Below are 12,250 nucleotides of genomic sequence, written 5' to 3'. Positions count from 1 at the left end.
CCGCGTCGTGTTCCGCAGGCATGGTGGCGTGCGAGACGTTGACGATCGACGAGGGCGGATCAGACCGATGGCCAGAAAACTGAAGACCTATCAGACCTCGCTGGGCTTCTTCGATCTGGCGATCGCCGCTCCCTCCATGAAAGCGGCCCTCGAAGCCTGGGGCGCTGACAGCAATCTCTTCCACCAGGGCGCGGCGAAGGAAAGCGACGATCCGGACGTCATCGAGGCGACTATGGCTGCGCCGGGCATCGTTCTGAAGAGACCCGTCGGCTCCAACGGGCCATTCAGGGAGCATGCCGAGCTACCTACCGACCTTGCCAGCGGCAGCTCAAAGAAGACAGGCCGCCGTCAACCGCGGAAGCCTTCTAAGCGGGCCCACGACGATGCGGCCGACCGGAAGGCTGCACTTGCTTTAGAGAAGGAGCAGATGCAACGGGAGCGCGAACGTGCCAAGGAGGAGGCCGTCCGGCAGAAGGAGCGTGAGCGACGGCAGCACGCCGTCGACAAGGCGCAAAGTGCCTTGGACGCGGCCCGTCGCAAGCACGAAGAAAAGGCCGCTGACATTCAACAACAGCTCGAAGTTCTTGAGGAAAGCGCGCGGGACGAGGAAGCGCGTTGGGAAAAGGAGAAGGCCCGGTTGGAAGTCGCGTTACGACGCGCGCGAGGCTAGGTCTCAAAGTGCGACCATCTCGTGTCTTAGCGTTGACGCCTGATTTGCCGCCGAGACCGGAAATTGCCAGACTCTAAACTGCCAAGTCGCGAGCCTTAGCAGTTGCGCTCTTCCCGCAAGATGCGCTCCAGATCATCCTCGAAGATATTTTGCGTTGCTTCAAAGAGAGCCAGGAGCTTCAGAGCTTCTGCGATGTTTGCGCCACCCTTGCGGACCATCCGTTGCTGCCTTTCGACGATCTGACGTCCTTTGGCAACATGGTGACGGGCAAGGATGACACGTTCGGAATAATGAGACATTGGTGGCTCCTGCTGCAGGCGGGAGCGCGATTGGTCTCTCAGTCACCGGTGCCCGCGGGCAGAGTGCCTTTGCCGGTGATGACCAGATCATACTCCGTTTCGCGAATTCGGACACTGTCCAATTCAAGCAGGTCAATCTTGAATGGTGGGTCTCGAGCGGGCGCGCTCAGACTGGGCGCTCGCTGGTAACTATCGGTCGGAAACCGCCCGCCCTGCGGCCTCATTGACCTTTGCGCGGTCCCGCCTGTCCTCCGGAGACAGCTCCATAACCGCTCGATGGAGCTCCGCAGGGATCGTCAGCGGACTATCGAGCGGCTTTTCCGCCCACTCCCAGAAGCGGTCAAAGGCATCCATTACAGATCCTCCCGAAGCCCCCTGAAGAAGGGATGACGGACTTTTCCCTCCGCTGATTTTGCACGGTACTCTATCTCGGCCAGCAGCTTGGGCTCGACCCAGATTCCTTTGTGCGCAATCCGCTTTGCATAAGGCTGCGTCTTGCGGATCAGCGGCTTCAGACGCTTCTGAAGGTCGGCGGCTGATGCCTTGTCGAATCCATGGTCCACCTTCCCGGCGTATATTAGATCGTCGCCCTTACGCCGGCCGACGTAGATGCCGTCCCACTTCGTTCCATCGAGCGCGAAACCCGCAATAGTCAGGGTCTCACGCTGCACGCAGGTCTTCTTGACCCAGTCATTCGTGCGTCCGGCCGGATAGGCGCCGTCCCGGACCTTCGAGACGACACCTTCGAGGCCAAGCTTGCAGGCGTGCGCAAACATCTCGCGGCCGTCTATCGCGAAGCTTTCGCTGAACTGGATGTCGGTGCCGGTCAGGATCTTCTTGAGTTCGGCCTTGCGCTGAAAAAGCGGTAGCTTCCGGATATCTCGGCCGTTCAGATAGAGCAGATCGAACGCCACGAGCACGATGCTCCTCGACTTACCCTTGAGCTCGTTCTGCAGGACCGAGAAGTCGGTCGTGCCATCGGCAGCTGGCACCACGATCTCGCCGTCCACCACCGCAGAGTTCGCCTTGATCCGCCAGGCGTCATGAGCGACCTTCTTGAAGCGGTGCGTCCAATCGTGGCCGCGCCGGGTGGAGATCTTCGCCGTCTCGTTGGCCAGATGGACCTGAACACGGTAGCCGTCGAACTTGATTTCGTGGATCCAGCGCTCTCCCGACGGCACTTTCTCTGTCGAGGATGCCAGGGCCGGTTCGATGAAGGCGGGGAAAGGCGCCTTGACGCCGATAGCCGCCGGCTTGTTACGCTGAAACGCCACTGAAGAACTCCACGCTACAGCCGATTCAAATTGGCACAGTTCGAATCGTTCCGGAACCTGCGAATCCCTGTCGCGTTGCTTCGATGTCCCAACAGGAGGCACCGATGGCGGCAGCGAAGAAGAGCAAAACGGCGCGCGGACGAAAGCAGGACCGGGCGCGGGTGGCAGGCGGGCAGGACTACGAAGTGCAGTACGAGGCGAAGAAGACCGGAAAGTCGGCGCCGGCGGTGAAAAAGGCCGTCAAAAAGGTCGGCAACGCGCGCAAGCGGGTGGAGAAACGGCTAGGCCGCTGAGTAGCAGACGGGTCGGCGTCGGTGCTTAGCGCGGGTCCTCCTCGTCAGGGGGGCATTCTGGGCAGGTATCGCCAATCGAGTCGAGCACGTCGTGAAGCGCGGCCTCCGCGGCTTGACGGGAGACGTCTGCTGGCGGGTCTCGACGGGCAATATCGAAGGCTCGCTCTCGTGCATGCGGATCGGCGCGGTCCTGCATCCAACCATGCTCTTCGCATTCGCGGATGGCGCCCGCTTCCTGGAGCACGTGGATCGCCCAACCCTGCAGTGTCCGTATCGCCGGCCTTCGCTCACTGGTCATCAGCATTGAATAACTCCGAATACACGAATCTAGTGGTCCGCCGTTTGTTCCGGCTGCTAACACAAGGCTGGGATTCTCAGTCAGCAGAGGACAAGGTTTTCGCCCGTTCTGAGACCACTGTGAAATTGCCAGGCTGTTCTCGCAGGATTGCCAGCATCACTTTCGCTCAAGTCTTTTAGTGGTTGTGCGCGTGCGGCCAGGGCCGCACCGGGCTCTCGTGAACCGAGCCGCGCCGCGTCTCGGCCTGCGGCTTCGATCCCTCGCGCCAGAGCTTTGGTGCTCCTCGCCGGGGGCACTCGGAAAAGGGGCTCGCCTGCGGCGATCGTTATCACTGCCCCGTTCCCGGGTGCCCTTTTAACCGGTCTCGTCGCTGCACTCGGTCCCGCGTGCCGCCTTCGGCGTCGCTATGCTCACGCTCCTGCGGGTGCCATTTCTCTTGGGGCGATGCGCCCCTGGCGCACGCCGGATCAGGCCTGCGGCCTAAGGCAAGAAGCTGAGAGTAAGAGTGCAGGCTGGTTTTCCGTGACGGGTTACAATCTGCGAGAGAGGCTCGCGGTGCCCGTCGCGGAGACCCGCGATGTCAAACCCTAATGCTTGCGCGCGCGCCGGCCAGGACCGGGCGAACCTCTACAACGAAATCACCGACAAGATCATCGCCGAGCTTGAGGCCGGACGCGTCCCCTGGGTTCAGCCCTGGGGTACTGCCGCGGCGAAAGCGCCGCTGGCCATGCCGAAAAATGCGTCGACCAACCGGCAATACAGTGGTGTGAACATCCTCATCCTCTGGGGAGTCGTGATCGAACGCGGATTTACCGGTCAAAGTTGGCTCACTTTCCGCCAGGCACTCTCTCTTGGCGGCCACGTTCGCAAGGGAGAGCGCGGGACTACCGTCGTCTACGCGGATCGTTTCGTGCCGAATGATGAAAAGCGCCGCGCCGCCGAGACCGGCGAAGACGCGCAGGCGATCCCGTTCCTCAAGCGATTTACCGTTTTCAACACCGATCAGTGCGAGCAACTGCCCGACGACATTGCCACCGCTGCGCCGCCGCCGCCGGCCGGCCTCATCGAACCGACGGTCGATGCCCTGATCACGGCCAGCGGAATTCCATTTCGGATCGGTGGAGATCGCGCATTCTATGCAACAGCCGAAGACTATGTTCAGGTCCCGCCGCCGCAGGCCTATTTCGAACCCATCAACTGGCACCGTACGGCCTTGCATGAACTCGGTCATGCGACTGGGCACCCGTCGCGTCTCAATCGCGACCAGAGCGGATCCTACGGTACCAAGAAATATGCCTTCGAAGAGCTGGTCGCCGAATTGAGTTCCGCGTTCAGCTGCGCGTCGCTAGGGATCGTCCCCACCGTGCGCCATGCCGACTATATCGGCTCCTGGCTCGAAGTCCTGCGTGAAGACAATCGCGCCATCGTGCGGGCCGCCTCGCAGGCGAGCAAGGCCGCGGACTATTTGCTCGGTTTCGTTCCCGGGTCCATTGAGCCCGCATCGCTGGATTCGGCTGTCGCCGATCACGAGACGGCGTGATGCCTGGCCTCGCGCGAGAGTGAGAGGAGGGGAGGCTGTTCGCGACGGGTTGGAAGCCGAGAGAGAGTCTCACGGCCACCCGTCGTGGAGAGCCAAAATGACGAAAGCCGTACAAAAGATCACGCTGTCCCCTTCTCGGGACATTCCCTTCAACAAGCTCGTGCTCGGCCAGTCGAACGTTCGCCGCGTCAAGGCCGGTGTCTCGATCGAGCAGCTAGCCGAGAGCATCGCGCAGCGTACGCTTCTGCAAGGTCTGAGTGTCCGGGCCGTCGTCGATGCAGATGGCAACGAGACCGGCATGTTCGAGGTGCCAGCGGGCGGCAGGCGCTATCGCGCTCTCGAGCTCCTGGTAAAACAGAAGCGGATGTCAAAGACGCAGGCGGTGCCGTGCGTTGTGCGTGAAGGGGGCATCGCCGAGGACGATTCGGTGGCGGAGAACGATGAGCGGGTCGGCCTGCATCCGCTTGATCAGTTTAGGGCCTTCCAGACACTCCGCGATCTCGGCATGAGCGAGGAAGACATTGCCGCGCGTCATTTCGTGAACCCTGCAATCGTCAAGCAGCGCCTGCGCCTGGCGTCGGTCTCGCCAAAGCTGCATGAGGTCTATGCCGAAGACGGCATGACCCTCGAGCAGCTCATGGCGTTCTCGGTCACGGCCGATCACGCCCGCCAGGAGCAAGTCTGGGAGAATGTCAGCCGCTCCGGTTATGACGAGCCATACCAGATCCGCCGGCTGCTCACGGAGAACACCGTGCGCGGTTCCGATCCCCGGGCCCAATTTGTGGGCCTCGATGCCTATCAGAGCGCGGGTGGCGGCGTTCTGCGGGATCTGTTCGAGCACGACGACGGCGGCTGGCTTCAGGACGTCGTCTTGCTCGACCGCCTCGTAACCGAGAAGCTCAAGGCCGAAGCTGAGACGATTGCTGCCGAAGGCTGGAAGTGGATCTCGGTCGCCGTAGATTTCCCCTACGGTCACACTCAAGGCCTACGACAAATCGAAGGCAAGCCCGTCGATCTCTCGCCTGAGGAGCAGGCCACCATCGATGCGCTGAACGCCGAGCAAGCCAAGCTGGAAGTCGACTACCGGGATGCCGACGAGTTGCCCGACGAGGTCGATCAGCGTCTCGGCGAAATCGAGTCGGCCCTGGCTGCATTCGAAGACCGGCCGATGCTTTACGAACCGGCGGAGATCGCCCGAGCTGGTGTCTTCATCAGCATCGACTCCGAAGGACGCCTCGCCGTGGACCGGGGTTACGTCCGGCCGGAGGACGAGGTGCCGGCAACTGATCCTGATGTCGGGCAGGGCGCCGATGCGTCGTCGACCGAAGGTCTTGAAGTGGGCCCTTCCGTCCAGCGCACGGTCATCGCGGTCGCAGGCGGCGCTGCTGATGCCGAGGAGGATGATGAGGACGCGACCAAACCTTTGCCGGATCGTCTCATCATCGAGTTGACGGCGCATCGTACACTGACATTGCGTGATGCGTTGGCGGGAAATCCAGCGGTCGCGTTCCAGGCAGTTCTGCATAACTTCGTGCTGACGGCCTTTTACCGGTTCGCATCGTCCGGGAGCTGTCTTGAGATCAGCCTTCGCACGCCGAACTTTCCCGCCCAAGCTCCGGGGCTGAGGGAAAGCGTCTCGGCCAAAGCAGTCGAGGCGCGACATGAGGTCTGGAAGGCACGGTTGCCAAAGAGCGAGAACGATCTCTGGGATGCGCTGACGGCTCTCGATGGTGGTGCACAGGCGTCGCTGTTCGCCCACTGTGCGTCGTTTGCGGTCAACGCCGTCCATGAGCCAGCCAATCGCTACAATCAGGGTCGCGTCTCCGCCCATGGCGTTCGCACGCGTCTCGACCAGGCCGATGTGCTGGCGCGCGCGGTCGGGCTCGACATGGTGCAGGCCGGCTGGCGACCGACCGTCGACAACTATCTCGGCCGGGTTACCAAGCCGCGTATTCTGGATGCCGTGCGGCAGGCCAAGGGCGAGTCGTCGGCGCAACTGATCGACCATCTGAAGAAGGCCGACATGGCCAAGGAGGCTGAACGACTTCTGGATGGCTCGGGTTGGTTGCCGGAGCCGTTGCGTCTCCTCGATCCCGATGCGGCGTCAGAGCAGGAGAGCGAGGCGGGCCGGCTGCCCGAATTCCTCGCCGACGAGGAGGATCAGGAGACCGCCGCCGACGAAGATCCGCAACATCTCGACGCGGCTGAGTGATCATCACAGAGCGGGGCGGCTTTGGCCGTCCCGCGGTTGCTTGGGGACCGGTGTGTAGCGCTGGTCCCCATTCTTATTGGGAACGGCGGAGAGTGAGAGTCGGGCCGGGAAGGGTTTGAGCCGTCGGGGGCAAAGGAGAGCGCCTGATGGTTCGACCCATTCCTGCTCTCCGAAAGAATTCCTGCCATGACCGAATCTCTTGCCGGCGGCATCGCCACGCCGCTCTCCATGCGTGCCGCTGCAAATCTCACCTCTGCCGCTGTCAGGGCCGCGCGACAGGTCCTGACCGAGCTCGAACGCGGCCGTCGCATCGATGCCGCTGTTCTGCGTAGCGCCATGGAGTCTGCCTTTGGCGCCTCGGACACGGCCGGCGTTTGGAATTGGAAGACCGCCTATGACGTCTGCGAGGCGGCAGCCGTTCTGTTCCTTCGCAAGTTCGGCCCCGCGATGCGTGCCAAGGCTGGGTCGACGGCAGCAATGCTGCCGATGCTCACGAAGATCGCTAGCTGTCTGCCGACCCACACGCGGCGTTCCGAGGACAGCCAGGCGCTTCAGCAATTCTCGACGCCGATCCCGCTTGGGCTGGCCGCATGCGCCGCGGCTGGCATTACGCCGGCCGATCGCGTTCTTGAGCCTTCTGCTGGGACCGGTTTGCTCGCCGTCTTTGCCGAGCTCGCCGGCGGCGTTCTGGTCTTGAACGAGTTGGCCGAGGCCCGCGCGGCGCTGCTCGATCATCTCTTCGCAGGCGTTAAGGTCTCGCGGTTCGATGCTGCACAGATCGACGACCACCTCGACGCGAGTGTCGTGCCGAGCGTCGTTCTGATGAACCCGCCGTTCTCGGCATTGACGAACGTAGACCGACGGATGACGGATGCGGCTCTCCGTCACATCGCTTCAGCGCTCGCGCGTCTTGGCGACGGTGGACGCCTTGTCGCCATCACTGGCGCCAGCTTCGCACCGGATAACCCGGCATGGCGAGAAGCCTTTGTGCGGCTCCAGGAACGCGGGCAGGTAGCGTTTTCTGCGGCGATCGACGGCGCCATCTACGCGAAGCACGGAACACAAATCGACACACGGCTGCTTGTGATCGACAAGCTGCCCGCTGCCGATCCGACGGCTTTTCCGGCTTCGCCAGGCATGGCGGCCGACGTCGCTACCTTGCTCGACTGGGTGAACCAGCATGTGCCTCCAAGGCTGCCCGTCGCCATATCACCGGAGATCGTCGCTATCGAGCGGCCGGCTATGTCGCGATCGCTGGGCGCCGTTGCACCACGCTCATCGTCTTCTTCGAGAGACGCCGCGCCAGAAGGCGTCGAACTTACATACGAAACGGTCGAATGGTCGCCGCCGGAAGGCACCCGGCTCACCGATGCCCTTTACGAGGAATACGGATTGCAATCGATCCGTATTCCCGGATCGTGCGCACACCCGACCAAGCTCGTGCAGTCCGCGGCGATGGCGTCCGTTGCGTCACCGAAACCATCCTATCGTCCGCACCTGCCTTCGAGTCTGGTGGCAGATGGAGTTCTGTCGGACGCCCAACTTGAGAGCGTCATCTATGCCGGCGAGGCGCATTCTGAGTTTCTCGTGGGCTCCTGGACGGTCGATGCGACCTTTGATGTTATCGCCGCCGCGCGCGATGACGCAGAGAATGCCGTCCGCTTTCGCCGCGGCTGGTTCTTGGGCGATGGCACCGGCGCGGGCAAGGGCCGGCAGGTCGCCGGGATTCTGCTCGACAACTGGCTCAAGGGCCGCCGACGTGCCGTCTGGGTCAGCAAATCCGACAAGCTGATCGAGGACGCGCAGCGCGATTGGTCCGCGCTCGGGATGGAGCGCCTGCTCGTTACGCCCTTGTCCCGGTTTCGCCAGGGCACCCGGATCCGGCTTGCGGAAGGCGTCCTATTTACCACCTACGCCACGCTACGGACCGACGAGCGTGGCGAGAAGCTTTCGCGCGTCAGGCAGATCGTCGAATGGTTGGGCTCGGACTTCGACGGAGTGATCGTCTTCGACGAGAGCCACGCCATGCAGAATGCGATCGGGGGCAAGGGCGAGCGTGGTGACCAAGCGGCCTCTCAGCAGGGGCGCGCGGGCTTGAGGCTCCAGCACGCGCTGCCGAATGCCCGCGTGGTCTATGTGTCGGCGACGGGCGCAACCACGGTCCACAATCTCGCTTATGCCCAACGCCTCGGCCTTTGGGGCGGCGCCGACTTTCCGTTCGCCACCCGTGCCGAGTTCGTCGAAGCGATCGAGGAGGGTGGGGTCGCGGCCATGGAGGTGCTGGCGCGCGACCTCAAGGCGCTCGGCCTCTACGCAGCCCGCTCGCTCTCTTACGAGGGCGTCGAGTACGAGCTTGTTGAGCACCAACTGACGCCGGAGCAGGTCCGCATTTACGACGCCTATGCCGGTGCGTTCAGCGTCATCCATAATAACCTGGACGCGGCGATGCGGGCCGCCAACATCACCGGCGCAACGGGAACGCTGAACGGGCAGGCCAAATCTGCGGCACGCTCCGCCTTCGAAAGCGCGAAGCAGCGCTTCTTCGGTCACCTCCTGACCTCGATGAAGACCCCGTCACTGATCCGTGCGATCGAGAACGATCTTGAGGCTGGGCACGCCGCGGTCATCCAGATCGTGTCGACGGGCGAAGCGCTGATGGAGCGCCGGCTCGCGGAGATTCCAACTGAAGAATGGGGCGACGTCCAGGTCGACATCACCCCGCGCGAGTATGTCCTCGACTACCTCGCCCACTCCTTCCCGGTCCAGCTCTACGAACCCTTCACCGACTCGGAAGGTAACCTCTGCTCCCGGCCTGTCTATCGCGACGGCCAGCCGGTCGAGAGCCGGGAAGCCGTCGCACGCCGTGACCGCCTCATCGAGAAGCTTGCCTCGCTGCCGCCGGTACCTGGGGCACTGGATCAGGTCATCCAGCGCTTCGGCACCGAACTGGTCGCCGAGGTGACGGGCCGCTCGCGCCGCGTCATCCGCAAGGGCGACCGGCTGGTGGTCGAAAACCGCGCAGGCTCGGCCAATCTCGCCGAGACCTCGGCCTTCATGGATGACGTCAAGCGCATCCTCGTGTTCTCCGACGCCGGCGGCACGGGGCGGAGTTACCATGCCGAACTGTCGGCGCGGAATCGCCGGTTGCGCGTCCATTACCTGCTCGAGCCCGGCTGGAAGGCCGACGCCGCGATCCAAGGCCTTGGCCGCACCAACCGGACCAACCAGGCGCAGCCGCCGCTGTTTCGTCCGATTGCGACAGACGTGAAGGCCGAGAAGCGCTTTCTCAGCACCATTGCCCGCCGGCTCGATACGTTGGGAGCCATTACGCGCGGCCAACGTCAGACCGGAGGACAGGGCCTGTTCCGGCCCGAGGACAATCTCGAAAGCCAGTATGGACGTGATGCGTTGCGTCAGCTCTACACGCTGCTCGCGCGAGGCAAGGTCGACGGTTGCTCGCTTGGGAGGTTCGAGGATGCAACCGGTCTGAAGCTCATGGATGCCAATGGGCTCAGGAATGACCTGCCGCCGATCACGACCTTTCTGAACAGGTTATTGGCGCTCACCATCGACCTCCAGAATGTGCTGTTCACCGCCTTCGAGCAGCTCTTGACCGCTCGGATCGAAGGCGCGGTTGCATCCGGCACCTACGACGTCGGGTTGGAAACACTCCGTGCCGAGAGCCTTGTCGTCACCGACCGGCGGACGATCTATGACCAGCGGGGGACCGGCGCCGAGACCCGGCTGCTCACTGTCACACAGCGCCAGCGCAATCATCCGGTGAGTCTGGATGACGCTCTTGCTCGTCTTTCCGATCGTCAGGCCGTCCTGCTGGTCAATGAGCGCTCGGGACGAGCCGCCGTGCAGGTCCCCGCGGCGAGCGTCATGCTCGATGACGGCGAGATCGAGCGGCGCGTCCGTCTGATCCGGCCGATGGATCAGCACACGGTCCCCTTGAGCATGATGGCGGAGAGCCACTGGATCGAAGCGGACCGTGGGCGCTTCGCTGCGGCCTGGGTGGCGGAGCTTGCCGAGGTGCCCCAGTTCACGGAAAGCACGATCCACGTTGTGGCGGGCTTGCTGCTCCCTATCTGGAAGCGGCTGCCGAACGAATCAACCCGCGTCTATCGGCTCCAGACCGATGCGGGCGAACGCATCATCGGACGCAAGTTTTCGGCCACATGGGTCGCAAACGTCCTTTCGAGGGACGCGCCCGCGCTGACGCCGGACGCTGCCTTTGCCGCGCTGATGGAGGGACGCACCGTCCTCGACCTCGCGGAGGAACTCCAACTTCGCCGCGTCCGGGTGATGGGCGCCTATCGCATCGAGCTGTCCGGATTCAACGACACGATACGCGATCGCCTCCGTGCTTACGGCCTCTTTGGGGAGATCATCTCCTGGAAGCTGCGCATGTTCGTACCCACGGACGCGAGCGGCATCGAGGTCCTGTCCAGGGTGCTCGACACCTATCCGGTTACGGGCGTCAGTGAGCGGGAGGCCGCGTGATGGCCGGCGATGCTTCCGAACTGGCACGCCGCCTCTCGTGCGAGGCTGAGGCGGTGTGCCGACACTATCTCTCTAATGGCAGGCGGGCGGGGCGGTACTGGCTGGTCGGCGACGTCTACAATACGCCGGGCCGCTCGTTGTTCGTGCGGCTGCACGAATCACCGAAGGGACCCGCTGGGAAATGGACCGACGCCGCGACCGGAGAACATGGTGATCTCCTCGACATCATCCGCGAAAGTCTGGCCTTGCGAGACTTTCGCGAGGTCGCCGAGGAGGCGAGGCGCTTTCTGAAGCTGCCTCGTTCCGAGGAGCAATCACTCCCGAGGCCCGTTCGTCCAGTCGCGCCGGCCGGATCGCAGGAAGCCGCTCGTCGGCTCTTTGCGATATCCAACCCGATTGAAGGGACATTAGCCGAGGCGTACTTGCAGCGTCGCGGAATTAGTTGCATCAACCATGGTGGCAGCTTGCGCTTCCATCCTCGTTGCTACTATCGACCGGATGAGCATTCGTCGACCGAAACCTGGCCGGCGATGATAGCCTGTGTCACCGACCTCGATGGACGGATCACCGGCGTGCACCGCACCTGGCTAGATCCACACGGTTTTGATCGCGTGCGGCTCGGCAAGGCTCCGATCGACACACCACGACGCGCCATGGGTGACCTGCTCGGCAACGCCGTTCGCTTCGGCGTGGTCGATGATGTGCTCGCTGCCGGCGAGGGAATCGAGACCATGCTGTCACTGCGTTACGCACTGCCGGCCCTGCCCATGGCGGCCGCGCTTTCGGCTAATCATCTCGCAGCGATGATGCTGCCATCTGGCCTGCGTCGGCTCTATATCGCCCGCGATGACGATGCTGCCGGAGATACCGTACAGGCGATTCTCACGCAGCGCGCGGTAGAGGCCGGCGTTGAAGCGATTCCGCTGTCGCCTCGGGTGGGCGATTTCAACGAAGATCTGCACATCTTTGGCCTCGAAGCCCTCCGCGCATCGTTGCGGCTTCAGCTCGTACCAGAGGACGTCGTCCGTTTGCTGCATTCGTCGTTGGCAACCGCGGAATAGCCCCGGCAATTCGATGGGCATCGACAGGTCGGTCGCGGTGCGGCCACTGCCGGGAGAGCACGCGACCACGGCCTTCTAGAGGGCGATCGGACGGCAA

At 63.2% G+C, this 12,250-nt stretch carries 9 protein-coding genes; 6 read left to right on the top strand and 3 right to left on the bottom strand.

What is annotated here, in order from left to right; translation table 11 throughout:
• The first annotated feature begins 67 nt into the window (after positions 1-67).
• Complete coding sequence (locus RPS27_RS17885; RefSeq protein ID WP_006022629.1) at positions 68-670, top strand: hypothetical protein; 603 nt, start codon at positions 68-70, stop codon at positions 668-670.
• A gap of 95 nt (positions 671-765) precedes the next feature.
• On the opposite strand, the gene RPS27_RS17880 is transcribed toward RPS27_RS17885, so the two are convergent.
• Both RPS27_RS17880 and ligD read right to left on the bottom strand, forming a co-directional pair.
• Positions 766-969 carry a hypothetical protein gene (locus tag RPS27_RS17880; protein WP_006022628.1) on the bottom strand — a complete coding sequence of 68 codons (204 nt, stop codon included), beginning with the start codon at positions 967-969 and terminating at the stop codon, positions 766-768.
• A 353-nt stretch (positions 970-1,322) separates the two neighbouring features.
• The gene (gene ligD, locus RPS27_RS17875; RefSeq protein ID WP_006022626.1) at positions 1,323-2,243 is read right to left on the bottom strand and encodes a non-homologous end-joining DNA ligase; all 921 of its coding nucleotides are present in this window, start codon (positions 2,241-2,243) and stop codon (positions 1,323-1,325) included.
• Between the two features lie 104 nt (positions 2,244-2,347).
• Between ligD and RPS27_RS17870 the strand changes: the two genes are divergently transcribed.
• Positions 2,348-2,536 carry a DUF3606 domain-containing protein gene (locus RPS27_RS17870; RefSeq protein ID WP_006022625.1) on the top strand — a complete coding sequence of 63 codons (189 nt, stop codon included), beginning with the start codon at positions 2,348-2,350 and terminating at the stop codon, positions 2,534-2,536.
• 25 nt (positions 2,537-2,561) lie between these two features.
• On the opposite strand, the gene RPS27_RS17865 is transcribed toward RPS27_RS17870, so the two are convergent.
• Entirely contained in the window at positions 2,562-2,840 is a 279-nt protein-coding gene (locus RPS27_RS17865; RefSeq protein WP_006022624.1) for a hypothetical protein, read from the bottom strand.
• Between the two features lie 571 nt (positions 2,841-3,411).
• Between RPS27_RS17865 and RPS27_RS17860 the strand changes: the two genes are divergently transcribed.
• From RPS27_RS17860 to RPS27_RS17845, 4 genes are all read left to right on the top strand, one after another.
• Positions 3,412-4,374: an ArdC family protein gene (locus tag RPS27_RS17860; protein ID WP_024337240.1), complete on the top strand. Its 963-nt coding sequence runs from the start codon at positions 3,412-3,414 to the stop codon at positions 4,372-4,374.
• Between the two features lie 97 nt (positions 4,375-4,471).
• Positions 4,472-6,586 (top strand): ParB/RepB/Spo0J family partition protein, encoded by a 2,115-nt coding sequence (locus RPS27_RS17855; RefSeq protein ID WP_006018709.1) that lies wholly within the window; start codon positions 4,472-4,474, stop codon positions 6,584-6,586.
• Positions 6,587-6,772: 186 nt separating this feature from the next.
• Positions 6,773-11,092 (top strand): bifunctional class I SAM-dependent methyltransferase/DEAD/DEAH box helicase, encoded by a 4,320-nt coding sequence (locus RPS27_RS17850; protein WP_006018710.1) that lies wholly within the window; start codon positions 6,773-6,775, stop codon positions 11,090-11,092.
• Positions 11,092-12,153, top strand: a complete 1,062-nt coding sequence (locus RPS27_RS17845; RefSeq protein ID WP_006018711.1) for a toprim domain-containing protein — start codon at positions 11,092-11,094, stop codon at positions 12,151-12,153. The genes RPS27_RS17850 and RPS27_RS17845 overlap by 1 nt, the downstream gene beginning before the upstream one ends.
• Positions 12,154-12,250 lie beyond the last annotated feature (97 nt).

The sequence above is a fragment of the Bradyrhizobium sp. WYCCWR 12699 genome (assembly GCF_032144035.1).
Lineage (GTDB): Bacteria > Pseudomonadota > Alphaproteobacteria > Rhizobiales > Xanthobacteraceae > Bradyrhizobium.
This window is presented reverse-complemented; position numbering and strand designations above follow the sequence as displayed.

Bases quoted from the DNA above. Each gene is read 5' to 3' on its own strand.
- RPS27_RS17885 (WP_006022629.1), top strand. From the start codon at position 68: ATGGCCAGAAAACTGAAGACCTATCAGACCTCGCTGGGCTTCTTCGAT.
- RPS27_RS17880 (WP_006022628.1), bottom strand. From the start codon at position 969: ATGTCTCATTATTCCGAACGTGTCATCCTTGCCCGTCACCATGTTGCC.
- RPS27_RS17870 (WP_006022625.1), top strand. From the start codon at position 2,348: ATGGCGGCAGCGAAGAAGAGCAAAACGGCGCGCGGACGAAAGCAGGAC.
- RPS27_RS17865 (WP_006022624.1), bottom strand. From the start codon at position 2,840: ATGCTGATGACCAGTGAGCGAAGGCCGGCGATACGGACACTGCAGGGT.
- RPS27_RS17860 (WP_024337240.1), top strand. From the start codon at position 3,412: ATGTCAAACCCTAATGCTTGCGCGCGCGCCGGCCAGGACCGGGCGAAC.
- RPS27_RS17855 (WP_006018709.1), top strand. From the start codon at position 4,472: ATGACGAAAGCCGTACAAAAGATCACGCTGTCCCCTTCTCGGGACATT.
- RPS27_RS17850 (WP_006018710.1), top strand. From the start codon at position 6,773: ATGACCGAATCTCTTGCCGGCGGCATCGCCACGCCGCTCTCCATGCGT.
- RPS27_RS17845 (WP_006018711.1), top strand. From the start codon at position 11,092: ATGGCCGGCGATGCTTCCGAACTGGCACGCCGCCTCTCGTGCGAGGCT.